Raw genomic sequence first — 25,261 nt, 5'->3', positions numbered from 1 at the left:
TCAGGATGTGGAGGGCGCGTCGCGAAGGGCGCGGGCCTGGGAGAGAGCCGATCGAAGGCGTTGTCCGTAATGAGCGAGATCGTGCTCGGCGGCCCGAAGGCTCGCCTCGCGGGCCATCTCCTGCCTCAGCCGTGGGTTGCCGGCGAGGCTTAGCAGCGAGGTTACGATCGCGTCGACGTCACGGATGGGCACGACAAAGCCGTCCTGCCCGTTGCGCACGACACTTCCAGCATTCGGAGTTGTCACAACGGGCAACCCCGCCGCGAGCGCCTCGTAGATAGCCGTGGCGGAGCCCTCGCAGATCGAGGGAAGTAGGAATACATCCGCCCAAGCGTAGTGGCGCTGGATTTCGGCGCGCGGAACGGCACCTACCAATTCGACCTCGCGGGCGAGCGCCAGTCTGGACGCAGGCGCGAGCGGGCAGGGGCCGACCATGCGAAATGTCATGCGTCCTTTGAGCTGCTTTGCGGCTTCGAGCACATAGGGGGAGCCTTTTCTCAGCCCGATTCCGCCGACCGTCAGCACGCGTAGGGGGCCGCCGTGAGGCGTGCGCGGCGGCAGGGCAAAGCGTTGATCAACGCCGTATGGCACGACGACAGTCCGTGCACCGTCGCCCCCGGCGGCGATCACGCCGTCGCGCACGAAGGCAGAGCCGCAGATCACCAGGTCTGCTGCCCGCCATTCCGCGATTTCCTGGACGGCGAATTGCGGGACGAAGCGGTTCGTCGCGCTGGGCCGTTGCCAGTCTGGAAAGCGCGCTTCTTCTTCGCCGACCAACTGCTCCACGATGCCGCGCGGCGCGATGATCTGTTCGACGGCGGTCCAGAGGCCGGCCGCGCGGGCGGCCTTGAGAACATCGAGACTTTCGCCGGAGAACGTATAAAGCCCGGCCGCGTCGCCGAAGCCATGGGCCACAACGCGGCGCGCCAGGAGGCGACCGCCCCAGAGGGCCGCTGCCGTCTCGCGCTCGGGCGTTCGCGCGCCAAGGCGCCGGAGTGCCAGGGCGAGGCCGAAGCCCGGAAAGGTGGTCAGCCGGTGAGGATCGATACCGTCCGGCACCCGCCCTGCAAGGCGCCGCACCGCCCCCGGCAGGAGGCGGCGTGGCAGGCGGCCAACGATGCGCGGCCAACCCTGAACCGCGGTGACGTCGGTATAGAGCCGCTCGAGTTCACCTTGCGCAGCGAGCATGCGCGGCACGGCGTAGTGCATGCGTGCGCCGAGCTGGACGACGGCCACAGGGCCGACCCGCTCGTGCGGGTTGGCCTGTCGTCCCGCATTGAGGCTCTCCTGCAGACGCTGCATCGAGGCCCATTCGCCGATTCCGTGGCTTTCCCCGGACGCTGACAGGACATGCGCCGAGAACGCTTTCATGTCGGCAACCCGCGTGACAATGCCGGCGCATCCGTGTGCGTCTGCGCGGGCGCCAGCGCATCCACGAGATGGCGCCACTCCGCTATTCCGCGCGCTTCGCTGAAGCGCTCGTCATAGGCGCGGCGCGCATTGGCACCCCATTCCCGCCTGCGTTCGGGCGATTGCGCGAGATCGAGCACGGCGCGCTCGAGCCCATCGACGTCTCCGATGGCGACCGAAGCACCGCAGTCCGCGCTCGCAAGAACGCGGGCGATCTCTCCGTCGGGATCTCCGACGAACAGCGTGGGCCTGCCTGCCGCGGCTATGCCGTAGAACTTGCTGGGTACGATATAGGGCTCCATCGACGGCAGCAGGGTGACGAGATGGACGTCGGGCAAGCCGAGGCACTCCGTGAGCCGCTCACGTGGCTGCAAGGGCTTGAACAGCACATTGGTCAGACCCCGGCGGACGACCTCCGCCTCTACGGCAGCACGCCGGTAGCCTCCACCGACGAACAGGAATGCGATATCATCGCGCGCTTTGAGCCGTTCCGCGGTGGCGAGAACGGTGTCGAATTCATGCGCGCGGCCGAGATTGCCGGAATAGCCGACGACGCATTTGCCGGTGAGGCCCCATTCCTGCCTGAGGGCGCCATCTCCGGGCGTGATCGGCCGGATTGCCTCGCCATCGGACCAATGGTGGATGATGGCGAGGCTTGATAGGGGGATGCCGCGATCGGCGAGATGCATGGCCATCCGCTCGATCGGGACCACGTTGCGATGGGCAGCCTTCAGCGAAAGGTCCCGCAGCCATAGCGCGGCGCGCGTGGCGAGGCCCTCGCGGCCGAGCACGCCGAGATCCATGGCAATTTCGGGGAAGAGGTCGAGGATCCAGTTGACCATGATCCCGCCCTTCAGGCGCACCGCCGCCATCGCGGTGACGGACAGCATCGGCGGGTCCGTGCATATGATAGCGATATCGCCGCGCTGGACATGTCTCAGGAGGGCGGCAAACACGCTCACATGGAACGTCGCATAGTCGAGCACACGCCCGATCAGCCTGTCGCGGCCAAAGCGCGTGGTAGCGATACGATGGATGCGGACGGGCCCGATCTCCCCCTGCGGGAGCAATGTCTGGCTTACGTCGTTATGGACGCGCTGGCTCGCCACCGCAAGCACGCAGTCCTTAGCGGCCCCGGCGGATCGTTCGGCAAGGCCCTGGGCGAGGCTGGTTGCGATACGGCTTGTTGCGGACTCGTCGGGGAAGAAATAGCGGTTGGCCAGGATGATCTGCATCGCGATACCTCCGCGCTGCGCGGGTCTTGCCAGCTGGGCACGGATGAGCGCGCGGCCGGGTCCCGTTGATTGTCCACGGCAGCGAGGCCTGCCGGCAAGGCGTGCAAAAGAGGTACGGCGTGCAGCGCGCTACCACAGCCCACTACGTCTCAAGGGTAGCGGTTCAGCCTCATAGCCATCATTGCCTCTAACGCTTTTCCCCGGTGCCGGATCCGCCGCTTTCGGAGGCTCCATCGCGGTGACGTTCGGCCTAGCGTGTGTCACCGGGCGCTGCGGCAAAGTCGGCGCCGAGGGGAGACTGGCTGATGGCTATTGTCAATGTCGAGCTCGGAGATGGTGTAACGATATTCCAGCCGGATCTCGTCAATCTCTATGGTTGCGATATCGGACCCGGAACCCGGATCGGTCCCTTCGTGGAAATCCAGAAGGGCAGTGTGATCGGATCTCGCTGCAAGATTTCATCTCACTCCTTCATCTGCGAGGGGGTGACGATTGAAGATGAAGTCATGATTGGCCATGGCGTCATGTTCACCAACGGCCTTTACCCCCGTGCAACAACTGAAGCCGGCGTCCTTCAAACTGAGGATGACTGGGAACTCGTGCGGACGCTGGTGCGCCGGCGCGCATCTATTGGCTCCAACGCCACAATCGTCTGCGGGGTTACCATCGGGGAGGGCGCTCTCGTCGGCGCTGGCGCGGTGGTGACCCGCGATGTCCCCGACTATGCGATTGTCGTGGGGGTTCCCGCGCGCGTCATCGGGGATGCTCGGGAGAAGGAGAGGGGCGGCAGTGATGTCGAGCGCCGCGGAATTCACGCTCCACTTGCCGCCGGGAGGCACGCATGAAGGGTCATCATCCGCGCTTCACCGGGCCGGCGCATGGCGGGAGTATCGGCATCGGTGTTATCGGCTATGGGTACTGGGGGCCGAATATCGCGCGCTGCATAGGGGCGACCGATGGCTGCCACGTTGCCGCCATCGGCGATGCCTCGGATGAGGCGCTCACCCGTGCCGGCCGCATGTATCCCGGCGCCAATCTATGGAAGAACTGGCGCGATGTTATCGCCGACCCGGCGGTCGACGCGGTCGCGGTCGTTACGCCTGTCCGCCAGCACTATGAGATGGCGCTCGCCGCCTTGCGAGCGGGCAAGCATGTGCTGGTGGAGAAGCCGATGGCCGAGAGCTCGGCGCAGGGCGCGGCGCTCATCGATGAGGCCGAGCGGCGCAATCTCGTGCTGATGGTTGATCACACCTTCGTCTATACAGGCGCTGTCCAGAAGATCCGCGATCTGGTGGTGCAAGGCATCGTCGGTGATGTGTATTACTACGATTCGACCCGCATCAATCTTGGTCTCTTCCAGAGAGACGTCAATGTGATTTGGGATCTCGCAGTTCATGATCTTTCGATCATCGATTTTCTGCTTGATGACGTTCCCGTGGCCATCTCGGCTTGCGGCGCTGATCACCTGCGCGGTAACCGCGAGAACATGGCACATATCGTGCTTTATTTCTCGCGCGGTACGATCGCCCATCTGAACGTCAACTGGCTCGCGCCGGTCAAGGTACGGCGCACACTCATCGGCGGCAGCCAGCGGATGATCGTCTATGACGACCTGGAGCCGAGCGAGAAGGTGAAGGTCTATGATCGCGGCGTCGATATCAGCGCCGAGCAACAGCGGGTTTACGACGCACGCGTGTCCTACCGCATCGGCGACATGTGGGCGCCGCAGACCTCCGTGAAGGAGGCGCTCGTCACCGAGATCGAGCATTTCGTTGATTGCGTCGTCAACAATCGCGTCCCGCTCACCAGCGGCGCGGTCGGGCTCAATATCGTCTCCTATCTCGAATATGCGACCCAATCCCTCAACCAGCGCGGGCATCCCGTCGATCTCGTGCCGCTGAGGAGGGTGTCATGATTCCGCTCCTCGATCTTAAGGCCCAGTACGCAACAATTGCCGCGGAGCTGGAAAGCGCCGCCGTTGCCGTGCTGCGAAGCGGCAGCTATGTGCTTGGCCCTGCTGTTGAAGCGTTCGAACGGAATTTCGCTGCCTATTGCGGCGTCTCCGAAGCTGTTGGGGTCAGCAGTGGCACCGCGGCGCTCCATCTCGCGCTGGAAGCGGCCGGTGTAGGTGCAGGTGACGAGGTGATCACAACGCCTCTCACCTTCGTCGCGACGGTCGCCGCCATCCAATATTGCGGCGCACGGCCCGTGCTCGTCGATGTCGACCCGGCGAGCCTCACGCTAGATCCCGCGCAGATCGAGAGCGCGATCACGTCTCGCACGCGTGCCATCATGCCCGTGCACCTGCATGGACGGCTTGCAGACATGGATGCCATTCTCGCCATTGCCCGGCGGCATCGTCTCGTCGTCATTGAGGATGCAGCGCAGGCCCATGGTGCCGAACGGGACGGGCGCCGCGCCGGGGCTTTCGGGGATATTGGCTGCTTCAGCTTCTATCCCGGCAAGAATCTCGGTGCCTGCGGCGAAGGCGGCGCCATCGTCACCAACCGCACTGACCTTGCGAACACCGCACGTTGCCTGCGCGACTGGGGGCAAGCGGGCAAGTACAACCACATCCGCAAGGGCTACAACCTGCGTCTCGATGCGATCCAGGCCGCACTGCTCGACGTGAAGCTCCGCCATCTTCCAGGCTGGACGGAGGGCCGCCGCCGGGTCGCTGACGCCTATCGGCTGGGGCTCGCTGCCGCGGATGTTACACTACCAGCCAAGGCTGGGCTCGATCATGTCCATCATGTCTTCGCGATCCGTTCGGCGACGCGCGATGCGCTCGCGGCCGCCCTCCAAAAGGAAGGTGTAGCGACAGGCATCCACTATCCCCGCCCTGTCCATCTGCAGCCCGCCTATGGCGATCTGGGGTACCGCGAAGGGGATTTCCCAATGGCCGAGGCGGTCGCGCGGGAGACCCTCTCGCTGCCGATCTATCCCGAGCTCACGCCCGACCAGATCGACCATGTCGTATCGGCGGTCGCTCGCGCCTGTGCGGCACTGCGGCGGTCAGGGCAAGAGGACCACAGATGCGGTGGCGAGAAGCATGAAGATGCCCGCTCTGATGCAACCGCCGCTTTTATCCCAACCGGCTTTCCGGATTGCGTTCCGGCAATCGATGAGGTTCGCGATGCACGACGTTCTGCATGACACGCCAAACGGCACGACCCATTGCCTCTCCGAAGCCTGCAAGGCCTTGGCCGGTCGTCGCATGCTCGTCACCGGGGGCGCCGGTTTCGTCGGCTCTCACATCGTCGATGGCCTTCTAAAGGTCGGTTGCGGTGAAGTCGTCGTCATCGACAACATGATCCGGGGGCGTCCCGAGAACCTCGCGCCGGCGCTCGCGTCAGGCCGCGTGCGGCTGGTCGAGGGAGACATTCGCGATCGCGCCCTGATGGCGAGCCTCCTGTCCGGTGTGGACACCGTCTTTCACCAGGCTGCCCTACGCATAACCCACTGCGCTGCCGAACCGCGGCTTGCGATGGAAGTGATGGTCGACGCGACCTTCGACCTTCTCGACCGATGCCGGCAGATGGGCACGCGCAAGATCGTCATGGCATCCTCCGCCTCGGTTTATGGCTTGGCAGAGAGTTTCCCCACGACCGAGCGGCAGCACCCCTATGGCAATCGCACGCTTTATGGCGCCGCCAAGGCCTTTGGCGAAGGAATGCTTCGTTCCTACCACGACATGTATGGCCTCGATTATGTCGCCCTGCGCTATTTCAATGTCTATGGGCCCCGCATGGATATCCACGGGCGTTACACGGAGGTGCTGATCCGCTGGATGGAGCGGTTGGCGGCGGGCGAGCCGCCCGTCATCTTCGGCTCAGGCCTGCAGACGATGGACATGGTCCATGTCCGCGATGTCGCCCGCGCCAATCTCCTGGCGGCTGCCTCGGATGCGACGGACATCGCCTTGAATGTCGGAACCGGCCGGGAGACATCCCTGCTTGAACTCGCCGCGGTTCTGGCAGCGGTGATGCGGCAATCCGACCTCTCGGCTGTCCATGAGGCAGAGCGCTCCGTCAACCCCGTGCCGCGCCGACTGGCCGACACCACCGCAGCACGCGAGGCGATTGGCTTCTCCGCCCATGTGCCGCTGGCGCAGGGCATGCGCGAACTGGTGAACTGGTGGCAAGAGCAGCCGGAGTGCGTGTCGCTTGCTGCCGCCCGGGCCAATATCGCCATGTCCGCTATGCCGGCGTGGAGGGCGGAGACCTTATCATGATCCCACTCGTCATCCCTATGGTGGGCCCCGCGGAAGCGGAAGCCGCGGCCGAGGTCGTGCTGTCTGGGTGGCTCACGCAGGGACCCGAAGTCGCGGCCTTTGAGGCGGAATTCGCAGCGCTTGTCGATGCCCCGCACGCCTGTGCAGTCTCCAACTGCACGGTTGCGCTGCATCTTGCGCTCATGGCGCTCGGCGTGGGGGAGGGGGATGAGGTCGTCACCGTCAGTCACACCTTCATCGCCTCAGCCAACGCGATCAGGCAATGCGGCGCGACGCCCGTTTTCGTGGATATTCTCCCCGAGACCTTCACGATGGACCCGAGCGCCGTGGCCGCGGCCATCACCTCGCGCACGCGCGCCATTCTCTGCGTGCACCAGATGGGCATGCCGTGCGATCTCGCGGAGCTTCTCCCGATCGCCCGGGCCTATGGATTGCCACTGATTGAGGACGCGGCCTGCGCTATCGGCTCAGAGATCCGGTCCGGCGATCGTTGGCACCCGATCGGCGCGCCCCACGGGGATATTGCCTGCTTCTCGCTTCACCCGCGCAAGGTCCTGACCGTGGGCGACGGAGGTGTCATCACGACGCGTAACCCGGAATGGGACCGGCTGTTCAGGCTTTGGCGCCAACATGGCATGAGCATCCCGGACGCCGCGCGCCACCAGAGCGCGCGGGTGGTCGTCGAGGACTATCCGACGATCGGCTTCAACTATCGCCTGACCGACGTGCAGGCCGCGATCGGCCGCCAGCAATTGAAGCGCCTGCCCTGGATCATCCAACGGCGTCGGGAACTCGCGGACAACTATCGTCAGCTTCTCCAGGATATTGCCGGACTGCGCCCGCCAGCCGAGCCGCACTGGGCACGCTCGAATTGGCAAAGCTACTGCGTCCGGCTGCCGGCCCGTGTCAGGCAGCGCGACGTCATGCAGGCGATGCTTGATCGCCAGATCGCCACGCGTCGTGGGATCATGTGCATCCACATGGAGCCGGCCTACGCCGACCTGCCGCGACGCGTGCCGCTGCCTGTGTCGGAACAGGCCCGCGATCAATGCGTGCTGCTGCCCCTGTTTCCGCAGATGACGGCAGAGATGCAGGAGGAAGTTACCGCCTCACTCAGGGAGGTGTTGTCATGAACGGCATTCACTCGCAGAGATCTGCCTGTGCGACCGACGCCGCGCTGCTGGTGGACACGACGCCTCCGCAGCCTGCTATACCATCCTCGGCCAAGACTGCGGCCGAGTTTCTCCCGTCGCGTCTAGTGACGCTGATGCGGCAAGCTATCACGACGACTGGCCTCGACCTGACAGGCCTCTCGGTCCTCACAGAGGCCGCAACGGGGGCCTATGCGGTAACACCGGTTATCGCGGCCATGGCTGGAGCGCGTGAGGTCAATGCTGTGGCGCGCTCCAGCCGCCATGGGTCTGTCGGCGTTGCCCACGCGGCCGTCGAAGCGCTTGCCCAGGCCGCTGGCGTTTCCGCAAGGATTTCACTGCTCGATCATGTGCCCGAGGATCGTCTTGGCTCGGTCGATATCGTGACCAACAGCGGCCATCTCCGTCCCTTGGGCGCAAGCCTCATTGAACGGCTGCCGCCGACGGCGGTGATCGCCCTGATGTTCGAGGCCTGGGAGTTTCGGCCGGACGACATCGCGCGCGAGGCCTGTCGATCCCGCGGCATCCCGATTGTCGGTGTCAACGAGCGGCACCCGGCTGTCGATGTCTTCGCCTTTCTGGGGCCGCTCGCGGCAGCCTTGCTGCGCGACGCAGGCGTGACACTGGCGGGCAGCCGGATCGCCGTCATCTGCGATAATCCGTTCGGACTCTACCTTCTGCAAGGGCTGGCGGACGTCGATAGTTTCGCGTGGCTGTTTCCGGACGTGCGAGATATGTTCGCAGCCGACTGGGATGCCGTCGTCGTTGCACTGCGGCCATCTGCTTCAATGCGGCTTGATGAGCATGATGCGCGCCACCTGGCGGAACTCGCACCGGAAGCGTGCATCGCACAGTTCTGGGGTGATATCGACCGGGCCGCCTTTGCCGATGCCGGGCTGACGGTGTGGCCGCGCCAGGCGCCTCGGCCCGGGCATATGGGCATCCTTCTCAGCGCGCTCGGGCCGGAACCCATCGTGCGGTTGCAGACAGGTGGGCTACGCGCTGCCGAGTGGATCCGGCGCGGCGGCAACGCGCTACCGGGTGGTTTCGCCCAAATGGTGTGATGAGGCTGCGTGCCCGCTAGCGGGCGCGATTATCACAAGGGCGTCAAATTCCGAGAAAATTGATACCTCTGCTCGCGGCGGCTAAGCAAGGCGGCGCTTTCCCGGACAAGTCTTTTATTGTAACAATTCGATCTTGAGCATCCGGGTACTCTGTCATCATCCACAAAATTGCATTTTATCTGTCTATTCGCCTTGCCCGATCGGCCGCGCGAATACAATAGCACCGTCGCGCGATGCGATCGGAGCATTTCCACTTTCCCCCCGCGTCTATCTGGATTATTGACGTCGCTCTGCGGAAACGCGCACATCCCGCAGGACGCTTTTTCGTCTTTCGTGATCAACCTAGGTTGGCGACGGTAGCCCGCCACCATGGGAAAAAAAGCTCGAAATACGAATTTATTATGTGATTTTTTATTTTTATGTTCTGGTTTATGTGAATTAGGACCGCTTTCTCGCCACCTCGGGCGAGCTGGCGGCGACCGGCGACCAGCGAACGGCAAAGGGTCTGGCAGATTTTGCCTTACTCGTTCCCTCGGTTGCTCGGTTTATGGAGAGGCGCGCCGCCGGAGAGAAGGTGGCGCGGTCAGGTAGCGGTGTGCGGTCCAGTGGCGATCTGTTGTCGCACCACGGGATCGGGTCGAAGGATGATTGAGAACGGGCAATGGGATGCCTATCTCACGCAGTGTGGCATGACGGGATGCGACGGAGACGATGAGCAATTTCTTTGAGGAAGAGGTTCTTTCGGTTCAGCATTGGACACCGACGCTGTTCAGCTTCACGACGACGCGGGACTCCGGTTTCCGTTTCCTCAACGGCCAATTCGTGATGATCGGTCTGCCGGTCAACGGCAAGCCGCTGCTGCGCGCCTATTCCATCGCCAGCGCCAATTACGAGGAAAGCCTCGAGTTCTACTCGATCAAGGTGCCGGACGGCCCGCTCACCTCGCGGCTCCAGCATCTGAAGCCGGGTGATCGCATCATCGTCGGCCGCAAGCCGACGGGCACGCTGGTTCAGGACAATCTGCTGCCTGGCCGCAACCTCTATCTTCTGGCCACGGGCACGGGACTCGCGCCGTTCCTCAGCGTTATCAAGGATCCGGAAAGCTACCAGCGTTTCGAGCGCGTGGTGCTCGTGCATGGTTGCCGCTATGTGGCGGAGCTCGCATTTCAAGATCGCATTTTGAATGAGCTGCCGGGTGACGAATTCCTCGGCGAGGACGTGACGGCGAAACTGCTCTATTACCCGACTGTGACACGCGAGCCTTTCCGCAATCAGGGGCGTATCACGGCGCTGCTCGAAGCCGGTAAGCTTGAGGCCGATCTCGGCTTGGCGCCGCTCGACCCGGAGCATGACCGCGTCATGATCTGCGGCAGCCCTGAGATGCTGTCGGATCTCAAGAGATTCCTCGACGGGCGGGGCTTCATCGAAGGCAATCACGGCGAGCCCGGGCAGTATGTGATTGAAAAGGCCTTCGCCCAGAAGTAGGCCAACCGCGTCCGCCTCGCCGACGCGCGCGGCGCTGGATAAAAGAACGGGCGCAGGCGATGACGGCCGGTTGTCGCCCATAAGCCGAATTGCGTTGGAGAGCCAACAGGGTTCCTTTACGGTCTCCGCTTATTCCTTATGCCTGTAGCGCATGCTTTCAGCGGTTCTGCACGCAGGACTTAAGTGAGCATGGTCGCGGTTATGCTTTGGGCCGGTTGTCGGCTGTTTGGCACGTTCCATTCCGCAGCCCGGTCACAAGGCAACTTCTTTCACCCTGCGTGTAAGGAGGATGCGTACAGTGCACGGGCGAATGATCGCGAAGAATGGGTTACCTGGCGCTCGCGCTAAGGGCTCTGGGCAGTTCCCTCCGATGTGGAGAGGGCGCCCATGACTATCCAACAGCCTGTCCGATCCCAGCCTGTCCGATCGCTTGTGCGTTCGATGCCGGCGCAGCTCACGGTGTCCCCGTCGCGGCGAATCACGGTGCTGGGCGCGGGCCACATCGGCACGACGATCGCGACGATGCTTGCCGGGGCCGGCCATACTGTGACGCTCGCCGATGCCAGCGAGGCGCAGCTTGCTCTGGTGCAGGGCAGGAGCATCAAGCGCACATGCATCGACGCGGCCGACAGAAGCGTGCTGCTGCGCCATCTGAAGGACCGGGACATCGTGGTCAGCGCATTGCCCTACACTCTCAATCGAGGCATTGCCCAGGCCGCTGTGGAGACCGGCACACATTACTTCGACCTCACCGAGGACGTGGCGACCACCGCCTTCATCCGCACGCTTGCGGCCGGGGCGCCTGTCGCGATGATGCCTCAATGCGGTCTTGCACCCGGGTTCATCTGTGTACTCGGCGCGGAGATGGCCCGGCGTTTCGAGCGTCCGCACAGCCTGCGCATGCGTGTAGGCGCGCTGCCGCGCTATCCTACCAACGCCCTTCGCTATAACGTGACCTGGTCGATCGATGGCCTCATCAACGAATACTGCAATCCATGCGAGATCATTCACGGGGGGCAGGTCACGCGCGTCCCCGCGCTCGATGGACTTGAAAACGTATTGATCGATGGCGTGGCCTACGAAGCGTTCAATACATCCGGCGGGCTCGGCACCCTCACCGAGACCCTGGCCGGACAGGTCGGGGATATGTCCTATAAAACGCTGCGCTACCCCGGTCATGCCGAGATCATGCGGCTTTTGCTGCAGGGGCTGGCGCTCGCGGAGGACAGGCCGACGCTGCGCCGTATCCTCGAACGTGCCGCTCCGTTCACGCCCAATGACGTGGTGATCATCTTCGTGACGGGGATAGGCGAGCGCCGAGGCCGAATCGAGGAAGACAGCATAATCCTCCGCTATGAGAGCACGGCTGAGCTTGGAGCGATCCAGCTCACCACCGCCGCCGGCTGTGTCGCAATGATCGAGCTGTTCCTGACCGGCCGGCTGCCGCCGCGCGGGTTCCTGAAACAGGAAGATGCGCGCCTGGAGGATTTCCTCGGCACTTCGGCCGGACAATTGCTGGTCCGCCAGGCCCGCGGATCGGAGACGGATTGAGTTTATCGCGGCGTTGGCTCGACCGTGCGTGACGCAAGCGGTCGAACGGTATTTTGTGGCGCGTCCTAAGTGGTTCCCCGCGCCGGGGCGTCAGGCTCCGCGATCGGCCGCACGGCACTTGTGGCGTTGTGGCCCAGCCACAAGGCTAAAGCCCAGAACGGCAGGACGTACAGCGCCACCCGCGTATCCTCGTCGAGGGCGAGGAACATCGTCACGAGCCCCAGAAAGGCGAGCACGGCCCAGTTCGCATAGGGCGCGCCGGGCATGCGAAAAGCAACTCCGCGTACACGGCCATCCGCGACCGCCTGGCGCCAGCGCAGATGCGTCCACATGATCATCCCCCACGTCCAGATGCCGCCAATGGTGCTGATGCTGGTGATCCACACGAACACGCGGCCCGGCACGAGGTAATTGAGCAAGACGCCGATCAACATGATCGACGCGGAGAACGTGATGGCAGCGGCAGGAACATGCTTGGTGCTCAACCGTCCGAATGCTGCCGGCGCCTGACCGCTCTGGGCGAGCGCGTGCAGCATGCGGCCCGAGGAAAACAAGCCGCTGTTGCAGGACGAGGCCGCCGAGCTGATGACCACGAGGTAGACGATCGTCGTGGCCGACGGGATGCCGCTCCGGGCGAAGACTTCGACGAAGGGGCTTTGGTCCGGAGCGAATTCCGTCCAGGGGATGAGGATCATGATGATCGCGAGCGATCCGATATAAAAGAACAGGATCCGCCAGATGACGCTGTTCACCGCACGGGGCAACGTGCGTTGAGGCTCGGCCGCCTCACCTGAGGTCACGCCGATGATTTCGATGCCCTGAAACGCGAAGACGACGAGCTGCAGCGTGACCGCAAAGCCCAGCAGGCCCTGGGGAAAGAAACCTCCGTCCGCCCACAGATTAGCCAGCCGGGCTTGATGCGCCAGGGGCCCGACACCGAAGAAAAGCGCTGCGATACCAATGGCGATCAACGCGAGGATGGTGACGATCTTGATGATCGCGAACCAAAATTCGAATTCGCCGAACGTCCGGACTGTGAGGCGGTTGGCAGCGTATAACACGCCGAGCGTGATGAGCGCGGGTAGCCATTGCGGCAGGTCTGGATACCAATAGCGCACGAACAAGGCGATGGCGGTGATCTCCGCCATCCCCATCGTTACCCAGACGAACCAATAGGACCAGCCCGTGACGAAGCCGGCCCATCGGCCGACAAATTCGTTGGCGTGACTTGCGAATGCACCGGAGACCGGCCGATGCATGATGAGCTCGCCAAGTGCGCGCATGATGAAATAGATGGCACAACCGGCGACAGCATAGGCGGCAAGGAGGCCGGGGCCGTTCTTTGCGATAGCACGGCCAGAGCCGAGGAAGAGGCCGACGCCGATCACGCCTCCTAGGGAGATCAGCTTGATATGGCGCGGCTTGAGACCTCGCGCATAGGCCTGCTCGCCATTCCGGGCTCCACTCATCCGTCGTCTCCCACTCTTGAACAGGGTGCGAGCCTCTCGATAGGTGAAGCTACCGGTCGTCGATAGATAAACGGTCGTGTCTATTATGTAGATCGTGTGGCGAACAACGCGTGCGCCAAAGCAGGATTTGTCTGTGAGTTCACGAGGAGATTGGATGTAGCGGGCTTAATAGATGATGCTGCGAATAGAGAGTTTTGTTTAAATTTGGGCATATTCTCCGGGCAACAGGGCTAAGCTTCTGTTGCCCGGAAATTAAAGAGGTACAGAGAGCACATTACTTGGCGTTAGCGCCCTTCAGCACAGGCGTCCACCGTGCCACTTCGCTGACGACGAGGTCCTGGAGGGCCTGCGGCGACCGGCCAGGCTTATCGGCGATGACGCCGCCGAGCTCGAGCAGACGCTTGCGGGTGTTCTCATCATCGAGCGCCACGACAAGCGCGTTGTTCAGCTTCGCGATGACGTCTTCGGGCGTTCCCTTCGGCGCGAAAATCGCGTTCCAGGCGCTCACCTGATAGTCGGGCAGACCGGCTTCCTTGGTTGTGGGAACGTCGGGCAGCGAAGGGGAGCGCTCGGGAGTGGCTACGGCAAAGGCCTTGATCGTGCCGGCCTGAATCTGCGGAACCAGGTTCACGATCTGGTCGCACATGAAATCGACCTGACCAGAGACGAGGTCGTTCAGGGCGGGTCCGGTGCCGCCATAAGGCACCAGCGTCGGCTTGATGCCGAGCTGAGCGTCGAGCAGCGTGCAAGTGCTGTGAGACACCGAGCCGACACCGGCATGGGCCTGGTTCACCTTATCGGCGTTGGCTTTCACATAGGCCACGAATTCCTTGAGATCCTTCGCCGGGAAATCCTTCTTCGCGACGATCAGGATCGGCGTTCCGGCCGCCAGGCCGACGGGCGCAAAATCCTTGGCCGGATCATACTTCAGGTTGGGATAGAGTGCGGGTGCCGCCCCATGCGTGCCCATATGGCCCATCACCAGGGTGTAGCCGTCAGGTGCCGCCTGAGCGGCGCGGGTGCTGCCCGTTGTGCCACCGGCCCCCGCCACGTTCTCCACGATGATCTGCTGGCCGAGCGTCTTCGACATGTTCTCGGCAACAATCCGCGCGATGACATCCGTCGGCCCACCCGCCGCGAACGGGACGATCATGGTGATGGGCCGCTCCGGATAAGCCGCGGCGGCGCTTCCCAGCGAAAGACCGAGGCCTGCGGCGACGGTCGCTGCGGCCGCGAGGCCCGTCACAAGGCGCCTCGAAATGGTGTTGTTCATTGAATGATCCTCCCAAGTGCAATGCATTCAAATAGATGGCGGACGCGTTACTCCGTGAAGACCTCGTCGCGACTCTTGCGGATCGAGGGCAGTACGGCGATGACGAGCAAGGCCACGGCGACCAGAAGAAGAGCCGCACTCACCGGGCGTTCCACGAAGATCATCAAGTCGCCCCGCGAAATGATCAGCGCTCGCCGCAGGTTCTCCTCCATGAGCTTGCCAAGGACATAACCGAGCAGCAGGGGAGCGGGTTCGAAGCCCAGCTTGAGAATTCCGTAGCCGATGATGGCGAAGACAGCCGTGAAGACCACGTCAGCCGGCGAGTTGTTGATGGAATAGACGCCTATGCTCGAGAAGATCAGGATCGCCGGAAACATCAGCCGGTATGGCACCTTGAGGAGCTTTACCCACAGGCCAATCAGGGGCAGGTTGATGATGAGCAGCATGAGGTTGCCCATCCACATGGATGCGATCATGCCCCAGAACATATTGGGGTTGCGGGTCATCACCTGAGGGCCGGGCACGATACCATGTATGGTCATGGCGCCGACCATCAGTGCCATCACGGCATTTGGCGGAATGCCAAGGGTCAGTAGCGGAATGAAGGATGTCTGCGCGCCTGCGTTGTTCGCGGATTCGGGGCCGGCCACGCCCTCGATGGCGCCATGGCCGAAGCGGCGCGGCTCCTTGGCGATCTTCTTTTCCAGCGAATAGGAGGCAAAGGGGCCGAGCACGGCGCCATTGCCGGGCAATATTCCCAAGGTGCCGCCGATCACGGTGCCCCGCAGGATGGCGGGGGCAGATTGCCTGAGTTCCGCCAGCGACGGCAGCAGGCGGCCGATCGCCTTGCGGACGACATCGCGGTGCTCCGTCACTTCCAGATTGCGCAGCACCTCGGCGAAACCGAAGATACCCATGGCGAGGATGGCGAAGTCGATGCCGTCTGCAAGCGGGCTATAGCCGAAGGTCATCCGCTCCTCGCCGGTCTCGAGGTCCGTGCCAACGGTGGCGAGCAGCAGCCCCGCAAGAATCATCGCGATGGCTTTGAGCACCGAGCCGCGTGCCAGCACCACCGCGAAGACGAGGCCCATGACCATGAGCGAAAAATATTCAGCCGGGCCGAACAGGAGCGCGAGCTTGGTCAGCGGCAAGGCGACGGCCGCGATTACCAGCGTCGCGACCGTGCCCGCGAAGAAGGAGCCGATGGCGGCGATGCCGAGCGCCGTGCCGGCACGGCCCTGCTTGGCCATTTCATGGCCGTCGAGCGTGGTGACGACGGCGGTCGCCTCGCCCGGGATGTTGACGAGAATGGCGGTCGTCGACCCGCCGTATTGCGCGCCGTAGTAGATGCCGGCGAGCATGATGAGCGCGCCGACGGGATCAATGCCGAAGGTGATCGGCAGCAGCATCGTGATGGTTGCGATCGGCCCGACGCCGGGCAGCACGCCGACCAGCGTGCCGATGAGGCAGCCAAGCAGGCACAGCCCTATGTTCTGGAAGGTCAGCGCAGTTGAGAATCCGAGCGCGAGATGAGCGATGATGTCCATGAACGGCGCCCTCAGTAATATATGACGCCGGGAATGATGAAGACGGGGATCGGCAGGTTGAGCCCGTATTTGAACAAGCCGATCGAAAAGGCGGTCATCGCGATCCCAAAGATGATCAGTTCTTTGATTCGCGTCTCCGGTGAGGCGAAGCCGGAAATAATCGCTAGCAACGGCCCGGCGACCGCGAGGCCGACGGTTCTTACGGTCGCTGCGAAGGCCAGCAACCCGAGACAGACGAAGAGCGGGCCGCGAAGATGCCAGCGCTCCAGCGTTTCCCCGTCCTTGAGGAAGGAGATTGCGATGAGGATGAAGCCGCAAAGTGCCAGAAGGGTCGCGATGGTGCGCGGCAGCATGCCGGGCCCCATGGCCCTCAACGATCCCTGCGTAAGGTCACTCGAGGCCCAGAATGCGAGGATTGCGATGCCTATGAGGCTCAGGCCAGCTGCGAAATTCTGAGGGCCACGAATGAGGTGGCGCGCGGCTCCTGCTGCTGGGCGTTCCTCGTGCTGAGCCATTTTCCCCCCGGGTTGGATCGCTTCCCAGTCGTGCTTCTATCGAGCGAACTGATGTCCACACTATCCGTGCTACGACAGCTAGGTTCAACCATAATGATCGATTTTATAACTCCCTCTCAATCTATCTATACAGATTGACGGATTATGCACTTCGACCTTTGGCTTATCCCACGTGGTGGCTTACCGCGCACGCGAGCGATCACATTGGCCTTCGGAACCTGGACGTTGGAAATCCGGATCGGAGGGTCATCATTGAATTAGCCGCGGGTAGAGCGGCACACGTGCGGATGGCCCTGCTATCACTTCGTTTTTTCTTGCTGAAAGCGCTCCTGCGCTGATCATGCGACCGTTGACTTCCACCTGCCCAGTCGCAGGTCGGACTTGCAGGGAAGGATGAGGCGGTGCAAGACGATGAAGGTGCAGGTCCGCCACTAGGTGAAGCAAGTCCGCATAGGCGGAACTTGCCCTAGCGTCCCAGCCTGCGGAAACCGACATAGCCTTCATCGGCATCATAGAGATAATCGAAGCCATTGAGGGCGTGGACGCTCGTGTTCACGAAAGTGGGGCGATCCCTGCCGCCGACCAGGACGATTCGCGATGGCGCGAGCGGATCGCTGCCCATCCCTGCTGTGAAGACGTAGCCGGGTGCCTCGTTGGACGGGCGCCCGGCGAAGGTAATGGTGACCTGAGTGCCTGGCACGATCGTTCGGCCGTGGTCGCCTTGGGCGACAAAGCCAGCCTCCTGATCCTGAGGCACGGTCAGATACATCTCTGAAACGCCGGTGTCGATGAGGGCGGTGCCGCAAGAAGCTCCGCCTCCACCCATGCTGATGCACCCGGGAATGGGCGCCCAGTCACTGCCGTCATCTTTCCTGGCGAGCTTCACAAAGCGGAATTCACCGTCCGTGTTGGCCCGGGTGAGGCCCACGTGGACGCCGGCTCGCGTCACCACATAGCCGCGCCGAAGGCGGCCTGGTTTATTGGCGTCGCCCATTTCAGGCAGGTTGAGGAAGGGATTCTTGTCTGGCGTGCTTTGGCTCTGCCGATCGCCTTCGCGCGAAAAACCCACGCCAAGCATCACCACGTGGCGGGGATCATCCGTTGGCTGGCAATCACGCGCATTCTCAAAACAGTCGATCTGGCGCACGGCGAGAACAGGCAGGGGGCGGGTGGTGATGGCATCCCCATCAACGCCGCTGACCGTCACGGGTGTCATGACCCAGTCGCCGCGCATGATACGGCCGGAACTCGTGTAGGTTAGCTCCCCCGGCGCGACCACTGGCAGGGTGTCTACATCGGGAATGAGGCTCGCCGAGACCACGACGCCGGTCGAGCCGGTATCCATGACGGCACGATAGTTGGGCCCGCCGAAGGAAAGATGCAGCGTCGGCGAACGGCGCATGGGCTCATCCGGAGCCGGCGCATCCAGAAACCGCAGGAATGTCCCCCGGCCTTCGTCAGCATAGCGCGGCTCGGCCATACCCGTCGCCGGCAACGAAACGGCCGCCATCAGGGCGGCGAAGCCCAGTTGTGGCAGGCGCATCAGCGTTCCGTCTTCGGCAAGTAGCGGGCCAGCGCGTGCGCCAGTTTCGGTGCTGTCAGCGTTTGCAGCCAGACCTTGCCCGGCCCGGTGAGTTGCGCCAGAAACAGCCCGTCACCACCGAACAGAACGTTCTTGACGCCTCGAATGGTCGTCAGCTGGAAACTGACCGTATCCTCGAACATTCCGACATGACCGGGGTGGACCTGCAGGCCCTCGCCTTCCTTCAAGTCGTAGATCACGGTCTCGCCACCTAGCTCGACCCAGGCTGTGCAGGTGCCGGAGAGCTTCTGCAGTGTGAAGCCGTCTCCCCCGAAGATGCCGGCGCCCAGCGATTGCTGGAAACCGATGCCGAGCTCGACGCCGGCCGTGGCGCAGAGGAAGCCGTGATGGTGGATGAAATAGGAACGGCCGCCGCCCACCTGTACCTCGTGGAGGCTGCCGGGGATCTGGGCTGTGAAGGCGACCAGGCCCGAGCCTCCCTCCGCCTCGAATTCGGTCATGAAAAGGCCGCCACCCGTCAAGGCGCGCCCCATGGTGCCCCAGAAACCACTTGAGCCGGCCGTTGCCGTAGTGGTCGTGAGCTTGACCGGGCCAGCGAGCCACGAGAGCTGGTCAGGCCCGGCGATGATTTTCTCGCCAGCCTCGAGATTGATTTGCAGAACGGGGAGCGTCGTGCCGGTAATCGTTGTCTGCATCGCGGGGGCCCATCATGAGAAGGTGATGGCACGTTATACAAACCGTCGCCGCGATAAACAGAATTACGCCTGTATCATTAATTGCCGGGATTTTACGCGGCCGAGCTGACGTCAGCGTTAGGCGAAGGCTCGTGCTCCTCCGTGTCCACGGGCTTGCCACCGACCCAGACGCCCTCGACGCTCAGATCTTCCGTCAGATGGACGATATCAGCGCGTCGGCCCGGCACGAGACGCCCGTAATCCGCCGTTACACCGAGCGCCATTGCCGGATAGAGCGAAGCCATTCGCAATGCTTCCTCCAGCGCGACGCCGACGGTGTCCGCCATGAAGCGCACAGCGTCCACAAGGACGAGATCGGAGCCGGCGAGCGTGCCGTCCTCCAGCGTCAGGCGGTTGCCCACGCGCTTGACCTCCCGGTCGTTCAGGAGAAAGCTGTCTTCGGACCAGCCGGCAGTCGGCATGGCGTCGCTGACGAGGAAGAAGGGTAGGCCGCGCTTGGCCTGCATCGCTGTGTTCAAGGTCGCGGGATGGACGTGATGTCCGTCGGCAATGAGCCCGCACCACACCTGCTCGCTCGCGAGCGCAGCGCCGACGATGCCGGGATCGCGGCTGCCGAATTGGCTCATAGCGTTGAACAGATGGGTGACGCAGCGCGCGCCCGCCTGAAACAGGGCCATAGCCTGATCATAGGTAGCGTCGCTATGGCCGATCGAGACCGTTACGCCGGCTTTGATAAGCGCGGCAATTTGTTGGCTGTTCACGGCCTCGGGTGCGACGGTGATCATGATATGGCGCAGGCCGGTGTGGGTGAGGCGGAGCAATTCCCCATCACTCAGATCACGGATCAGCTCAGGGTCATGGGCACCTTTCTTCGCGGGCGAGATGAAGGGGCCCTCGATATGGATGCCGAGGCATCCTTCGATTCCCTGCGCAATCGCCTGACGCACGGCGGTTATGGCGCCGTACGTCACTTCGGGATGATCAGTGATGACGGTCGGCAGCAGAGCGGTCGTGCCCATGCGGGCATGGGCGGCCACGATGTCTCGAATTCCGTCGACGGTCGGCTGGCTGTTGAACAGCACGCCGCCGCCGCCATTGACCTGCAGATCGATGAAGCCGGCGGTAATGAGGCCACCGTCGGCATTGACGACCTCGATATTCGCCGGCAGTTCCCGTGACGGCACGATCGCCCGGATGCGGCCTTCATCGATGATCACCGCGTGTTTGCGGTGGCGGGTTCGGCCGTCGAAAACGTCAGCGCCCGAGAGTGCAAAACGCGTTGGGACGTCCATCATGGGTCATGGCTCCGCGATCGTTAACAACCTGTGGATGCGCGATCCCTGTCAATGCGTCAACATCTCCGTGTGGTGGCGCTCGTTCATAACGAACAGCAATGATGCGTGGCTCATGTCTGTTCCATTGCTTTGCGATTGATCAGCCGTGCTGTGGGATTGTTGCCCGACGTGATGATTTTTTCACGGCCGATGCCTATGCTTCGGCAGAGCACGCCTCACGGGCTTCCGCGTCGGGATTGTCGATACGTCAGATCGAGACGTTACATGCCGACCGTGATAGGACGTGGGCACCAGATGCAAGACAATACGGAGGCCGGTGTGGCAGTAGTTGAACGCGACAATCAGGGATCCTGCGCTATCCTGCGGCTGAACAGGCCTGAAGCTCTCAACGCATTGAATGCCGAAGTCCTCCATGCCCTCGGCGAAGCGATCGACGCGGTGGCAAAGGATGAGGCGGTGCGTGCGCTCATCGTCACGGGCGCAGGCCCCAAGGCCTTCTGCGCGGGTGCCGATATCAAGGAATTCATTGCCCAGTCGCCCATTGCGATGAAGGAGCGGGCCGAACTGGGCCAGTCGACCTTCGCCAGGCTCGGCCGCCTGCGCGTCCCCTCCATCGCGGCAATCAATGGCTTCGCATTCGGCGGCGGGTTCGAGCTGGCTTTGGCCTGTACATTCCGCGTGGCGTTGGCGTCGGCCAAGATGGGTCTGCCGGAAGTCAAGCTCGGGCTCCTGCCCGGCTTCGGCGGCACGCAGCGCCTGCCGCGTCTGATCGGGGAAGCCCGCGCCCTCGAGCTGATCATGAGCGGCCGGTTCATCGATGCCGCGGAAGCCGAGAAGTTCGGCCTCGTCAACCGTGTCGCCAGCGACGATGTCGTCGCCGCCGCGCTTGCCTTCGCCAGCGAATTCACAGGGTTCAGCCTGTCCTCCCAGAGCTTGGCACGGGCGGCCGTGGAACGGGGAGCCTCCGTCGCGCTTGACGAGGGGTTGCGCATCGAAGCCGAGCTCTTTGGCCTCGTCTCTTCGACCCAGGACGCGGCGGAAGGCTGCGCCGCCTTCGTGGAGAAGCGGGCGGCTGTTTTCAAGGATCGCTAGATCTGTATTGTGCTCGTGCCGGATACCACTTGACCGGCACGACTTTCCCCAGTCCGGGCCAAGGTTTGTGCGAGATTTTCCCGCGATTTTCCCAAGAGGTTGCGTAATGGCGTCGTCTTATCGTGTGCTTGGTCAGTGGACCGGTTTCTGCCGCGCAGCGACCTTCGCAGCGGGGCTCGCGCTGGCCACCCTGCTGGCGTCTGTTGCGCAGGCGGACGATGGCTTCAACCTGAAGGCGGAAGCGTTCCTCAAGGCGCTGAACTCCCAGCCGGCGATGACCGAGGCGAAGCTCGCCTTCACGGTAGACAAGACCATGGCAGCCCCCGATGGCTCCTCGCTCGTTTTCTTCACGGGCGGGAACTGCGTGAAGGGGCAGGGGCATACGACCCGCCGCGGCGTGTTGCTGACCTTCTCGCTGACAGTGCCGGACTCCTGTTCCGATGACAGCGCGAAGGTCGCGCCTTATCTGCGTGCGGTTGTCGCGACGCTGGAGCCGACGCTTGCGCCGCGCGAGATCGGGCCTTCTCTCGACGCGTTGTTCAGCACGGCGAAAGCTACCCCGGGCAAGCTCGCGCTGCGGCTTATCGGAGGCCGGCTCTATGGCGCGGCCTACGATAATGAGGCGGGTCAGACCACCTTCATTCCATACCCAACGATCAACTGAACCGAGGTATGCTACGGGCGACAGACGAACCGGAGAACGCCGGTTCGTCCATTTGCCGTCCCTGCGGGGTGATGTGCCTTAGCCGGCGTCGCCACCGCCCGCGAGATTGGCGGGCTTGCCATTGACGGGAATGTCGAGGCCCTGTTTCAGCGTGTTCAGGAGGTACTCGCGGATACGGCCGTTCTCGGGATCGCTGACGAAGGCGCTGTCGCCGACGATGGCGAGGCTCGGCACGGGCGTTTTCGCGCCATAGGCGCAGTCGAAATTGCCGACGGCCTCGAAGGTGGCGACCTCCTTCCACTCCGGCGCGATGGCATAGATCCTGAGTTTGCCATCCTGGGTCAGGTTGACCACCCGGCGCCCGTCCGGGCTGATTTCATACTGGCAGGTCGGCTGGCCGTCGGGGACGGCGAAGACGTCGGCCTTGGAGAGCGAGGCGGCCTTGGGGTCGATGCGCAGGAACGCGTCGTAGGGGGACTTCAGGCCGTAGTTGGCGACCATGTATTGCCCGCCCGCGCGCGCCTTGATGGTGCTGGAGCGCCGCTCGTCGGGATAGGCGATCTTGCGCGAGCCCCATGTGCCGTCCGCGGCCTGGCCGATGACCAGAACGCCGCCGTCGCCGCGCTCATCCCCGGCGATCGTCTGGTTGCACCCGAAGACGTGGGTATTGGCGAGCGAGGCATGTCCGTGGAATTCCTTGCAGGACTTCGCCGGGTCGCTCGTGTCGTTGAACGAGGCGATGGGCGCCCAGTTCTTCGTGCGATCCAGAATCTCGTAGCCGTCCGGGCGTGAGGACACCTTCTGGTTGTCGCCCTTGGCATAGGCCGGCTTCGTCACCGAGATGAGCCATTGCTTCTCGTCGAGCGGGATCGCGATGCCGTGCTGGGGCGCCGGGCCCTGCCACTCGGTGACCGCGGGCTTCGCCTTGCCAAGCTCATCCAGGGGCACGAGATAGGCCTTGGCGTTGCTCTTCGCCTCCCACGGACGCAAGCCGTCGTAGAACACGGCGAGCCAGTCGTTCTCCGAGACCACATGGGCGGGGCGATCCCCCTTGAAGGTCAGGTCGAGCAGCTTGACCTCGCCCTTCTCCACGTCCTCGTGGTCGCCGTGGGATTCGAAGGTGAGGCCATTATCGAGAATGCGGACGGTGCCCGCATCGTCGCCTGTCTTGATGACCACGTGGCGGCGGTCTTCGGCCGTCGCGAAGATGGGATTGGGCTTCGGCACATCGAAGCTGTGCGTGACCTCACCCGTGTCCAGATCAAGCACGCGGACAACCGGCTTTTCATGGTCGGCAAAAACGAGTCGTCCCCGGTTGACGACATGATCGTGGGCCATTGCGCCCGTGAGCATTGCGCAGGCGAAGGCGGCGGCCAGGGCGGTAGACGCTAGCAGAGCGGAAAGATCAGGTCGGATCACCATTGTCTCCTGTAGGGGAATGCCTCTGTCCATGGACGACAATGTAACACTATAACATAACAAAATTGTCAATGCGGGCATTTTGGGCCGGTGTTGGGCGCGGTGGTTCCAGGGGGGCCAATGGCCGTTCCCAGCGTCGATTTCCGGCTCGATCCCCGCCTGTTGATCAGAGTTGACGTGGGGGCGCGACCAAATGCATCGGCGGATCCCGCGTTGACCTCTCAAGGGGCGCCTTGCTAATGATTGATACGATATAACGTTACATTTCTTCTTAGCTGGCATCCCTGTCGGATCCCTGCAGATCCCAGCCAAGATCGAAACCAAGATCGAACCCATGAGAATGATTGCCCAGAACGACCAACGCCTCCCCGTTACCGTGCTGTCCGGTTTCCTCGGGGCGGGCAAGACCACGCTTCTCAATCACGTCCTCAACAATCGCGAAGGGCGGAAAGTCGCGGTCATCGTCAATGACATGTCGGAAGTGAACATCGACGCCGACCTCGTCCGCGACGGGGGCGCCGACCTCTCGCGCACCAACGAGAAGCTGGTGGAGATAACCAACGGCTGCATCTGCTGCACGCTGCGCGACGACCTGCTCGCGGAGGTGCGCCGCCTGAGCGAGGAGGGCCGTTTCGATTATCTCCTCATCGAGGGCACGGGGATCGCCGAGCCGCTCCCGGTCGCCAGCACCTTCTCCTTCCGCGACGAAGACGGGCAGAGCCTCTCGGACGTGGCCCGGCTCGACACCATGGTCACCGTCGTCGACGCCGCGCACCTCCTGAAGGACTACGGCTCCAACGCCTTCCTGCGCGATCGCGGGGAGACGGCCGGCGAGGATGACGACCGGACGATCGTCGACCTTCTCGTCGAGCAGATCGAATTTGCCGATGTCGTGGTCATCAACAAGAAGTCCGAGGTCTCGCGGGACCAGCTGGCCCTGGTGCGCAAGGTCGTGACGGCGCTGAACGCTGATGCGCGCATCGTCGAGGCCGATTTCGGCCAGGTGCCGCTCGATGCCGTCCTGAATACCGGTCTGTTCGATGAGGAGAAGGCGAAGCAGCATCCGCTCTGGTACAAGGAGCTCTACGGCTTCGCGACGCATGTGCCGGAAACGGAGGAATACGGCATCCAGACCTTCGCCTATCGGGCCCGCCGGCCGTTCGATCCCGCGAAGTTCAGCGCCTTCATCAATCGCACCTGGCCGGGGCTGATCCGCGCCAAAGGCCATTTCTGGCTTGCCACACGGCCCCAATGGGTCGGAGATTTCTCGCTCGCGGGAGCCATCGCCCGCGTGACCGGCATGGGCCACTGGTGGGCGGCCATTCCCAAGCGGCATTGGCCGGACCATCCGGACTGGCAGAAGCTGCTCGCGCGCCACTGGAGCCCGGTATGGGGCGATCGCCGGCAGGAGCTCGTTTTCATCGGAACGGGAATGGATGAAGCGGCCATTCGCGCCGCCCTGGACGATTGCCTCGTCGGGCCCGCCAATCCCATTCGCTTCGATCCCGCCGCCTATCGGCAACTGCGCGATCCCTTCCCGTTCTGGGGGCAGGCCGACATCGCCTGAACACCGTGGCCCGAGCCACTCCGCGCAACCATGGCTTGACCTGACGCATGTC

General features: G+C 63.2%; 20 protein-coding genes and 1 pseudogene. 11 read left to right on the top strand and 10 right to left on the bottom strand.

Annotated features, from left to right (window positions below; genetic code table 11):
- Together KIO76_RS01465 and KIO76_RS01460 are read right to left on the bottom strand one after the other, a co-directional pair.
- Positions 1-1,209, bottom strand: a complete 1,209-nt coding sequence (locus KIO76_RS01465; RefSeq protein ID WP_213324938.1) for a glycosyltransferase family 4 protein — start codon at positions 1,207-1,209, stop codon at positions 1-3.
- 158 nt (positions 1,210-1,367) lie between these two features.
- Complete coding sequence (locus KIO76_RS01460; protein ID WP_213321140.1) at positions 1,368-2,645, bottom strand: glycosyltransferase family 4 protein; 1,278 nt, start codon at positions 2,643-2,645, stop codon at positions 1,368-1,370.
- Between the two features lie 305 nt (positions 2,646-2,950).
- Between KIO76_RS01460 and KIO76_RS01455 the strand changes: the two genes are divergently transcribed.
- The 8 genes and pseudogenes from KIO76_RS01455 (at position 2,951) to KIO76_RS01420 (ending at position 12,130) form a co-directional block, all read left to right on the top strand.
- The gene (locus KIO76_RS01455) at positions 2,951-3,490 is read left to right on the top strand and encodes an acyltransferase (RefSeq protein ID WP_213321139.1); all 540 of its coding nucleotides are present in this window, start codon (positions 2,951-2,953) and stop codon (positions 3,488-3,490) included.
- A complete protein-coding gene (locus KIO76_RS01450; protein ID WP_213321138.1) occupies positions 3,487-4,560 on the top strand; it encodes a Gfo/Idh/MocA family protein in 1,074 nt (357 codons plus the stop codon). Before KIO76_RS01455 ends, KIO76_RS01450 begins: the two co-directional genes overlap by 4 nt.
- Positions 4,557-5,642, top strand: a pseudogene (locus KIO76_RS01445) (DegT/DnrJ/EryC1/StrS family aminotransferase); the annotation flags it as partial. The gene KIO76_RS01450 and the pseudogene KIO76_RS01445, both read left to right, overlap by 4 nt.
- A 205-nt stretch (positions 5,643-5,847) precedes the next feature.
- Positions 5,848-6,879, top strand: coding sequence for an NAD-dependent epimerase/dehydratase family protein (locus KIO76_RS01440; RefSeq protein ID WP_213324937.1), 1,032 nt, complete (start codon positions 5,848-5,850; stop codon positions 6,877-6,879).
- Positions 6,876-8,012 (top strand): DegT/DnrJ/EryC1/StrS family aminotransferase, encoded by a 1,137-nt coding sequence (locus tag KIO76_RS01435; RefSeq protein ID WP_213321136.1) that lies wholly within the window; start codon positions 6,876-6,878, stop codon positions 8,010-8,012. Before KIO76_RS01440 ends, KIO76_RS01435 begins: the two co-directional genes overlap by 4 nt.
- Positions 8,009-9,094, top strand: a complete 1,086-nt coding sequence (locus KIO76_RS01430; protein WP_213321135.1) for a hypothetical protein — start codon at positions 8,009-8,011, stop codon at positions 9,092-9,094. Before KIO76_RS01435 ends, KIO76_RS01430 begins: the two co-directional genes overlap by 4 nt.
- Before the next feature lie 711 nt (positions 9,095-9,805).
- A complete protein-coding gene (locus KIO76_RS01425; protein WP_213321134.1) occupies positions 9,806-10,579 on the top strand; it encodes a ferredoxin--NADP reductase in 774 nt (257 codons plus the stop codon).
- Positions 10,580-10,966: 387 nt separating this feature from the next.
- A complete protein-coding gene (locus KIO76_RS01420) occupies positions 10,967-12,130 on the top strand; it encodes a saccharopine dehydrogenase family protein (protein ID WP_249729436.1) in 1,164 nt (387 codons plus the stop codon).
- Between the two features lie 65 nt (positions 12,131-12,195).
- Here KIO76_RS01420 and KIO76_RS01415 read toward each other — a convergent pair whose 3' ends face one another.
- The 7 genes from KIO76_RS01415 to nagA form a co-directional block, all read right to left on the bottom strand.
- Positions 12,196-13,599, bottom strand: a complete 1,404-nt coding sequence (locus KIO76_RS01415) for an amino acid permease (protein WP_213321133.1) — start codon at positions 13,597-13,599, stop codon at positions 12,196-12,198.
- 274 nt (positions 13,600-13,873) lie between these two features.
- Complete coding sequence (locus KIO76_RS01410; protein WP_213321132.1) at positions 13,874-14,872, bottom strand: tripartite tricarboxylate transporter substrate binding protein BugD; 999 nt, start codon at positions 14,870-14,872, stop codon at positions 13,874-13,876.
- Positions 14,873-14,919: 47 nt separating this feature from the next.
- Complete coding sequence (locus KIO76_RS01405) at positions 14,920-16,419, bottom strand: tripartite tricarboxylate transporter permease (protein ID WP_213321131.1); 1,500 nt, start codon at positions 16,417-16,419, stop codon at positions 14,920-14,922.
- An 11-nt stretch (positions 16,420-16,430) separates the two neighbouring features.
- Complete coding sequence (locus KIO76_RS01400) at positions 16,431-16,934, bottom strand: tripartite tricarboxylate transporter TctB family protein (RefSeq protein WP_213321130.1); 504 nt, start codon at positions 16,932-16,934, stop codon at positions 16,431-16,433.
- Between the two features lie 466 nt (positions 16,935-17,400).
- Entirely contained in the window at positions 17,401-18,477 is a 1,077-nt protein-coding gene (locus KIO76_RS30835; protein WP_249729435.1) for a hypothetical protein, read from the bottom strand.
- Positions 18,477-19,172, bottom strand: coding sequence for an AIM24 family protein (locus KIO76_RS01390; protein ID WP_213321129.1), 696 nt, complete (start codon positions 19,170-19,172; stop codon positions 18,477-18,479). The genes KIO76_RS30835 and KIO76_RS01390 overlap by 1 nt, the downstream gene beginning before the upstream one ends.
- Before the next feature lie 92 nt (positions 19,173-19,264).
- Positions 19,265-20,467: an N-acetylglucosamine-6-phosphate deacetylase gene (gene nagA / locus KIO76_RS01385; protein ID WP_502761826.1), complete on the bottom strand. Its 1,203-nt coding sequence runs from the start codon at positions 20,465-20,467 to the stop codon at positions 19,265-19,267.
- A gap of 294 nt (positions 20,468-20,761) precedes the next feature.
- On the opposite strand from nagA, the gene KIO76_RS01380 reads away from it, so the two are divergent.
- Together KIO76_RS01380 and KIO76_RS01375 are read left to right on the top strand one after the other, a co-directional pair.
- On the top strand, positions 20,762-21,559 hold the full coding sequence (locus KIO76_RS01380; RefSeq protein WP_213321128.1) for an enoyl-CoA hydratase/isomerase family protein: 798 nt from the start codon (positions 20,762-20,764) through the stop codon (positions 21,557-21,559).
- Positions 21,560-21,665: 106 nt separating this feature from the next.
- On the top strand, positions 21,666-22,223 hold the full coding sequence (locus KIO76_RS01375) for a hypothetical protein (protein ID WP_213321127.1): 558 nt from the start codon (positions 21,666-21,668) through the stop codon (positions 22,221-22,223).
- Positions 22,224-22,301: 78 nt separating this feature from the next.
- Here the strand turns inward: KIO76_RS01375 and KIO76_RS01370 are convergent, their stop codons facing one another.
- The gene (locus KIO76_RS01370; RefSeq protein ID WP_502761825.1) at positions 22,302-23,642 is read right to left on the bottom strand and encodes a hypothetical protein; all 1,341 of its coding nucleotides are present in this window, start codon (positions 23,640-23,642) and stop codon (positions 22,302-22,304) included.
- Positions 23,643-23,976: 334 nt separating this feature from the next.
- On the opposite strand from KIO76_RS01370, the gene zigA reads away from it, so the two are divergent.
- A complete protein-coding gene (gene zigA, locus KIO76_RS01365) occupies positions 23,977-25,209 on the top strand; it encodes a zinc metallochaperone GTPase ZigA (RefSeq protein WP_249729433.1) in 1,233 nt (410 codons plus the stop codon).
- The last annotated feature ends 52 nt before the right edge of the window (positions 25,210-25,261 follow it).

The sequence above is a fragment of the Chelatococcus sp. YT9 genome, assembly GCF_018398315.1.
In the GTDB taxonomy this organism is placed as follows: Bacteria; Pseudomonadota; Alphaproteobacteria; order Rhizobiales; family Beijerinckiaceae; genus Chelatococcus.
Note: the sequence above shows the minus strand (reverse complement) of the source record. Positions and strands in the feature narration are given on the sequence as shown.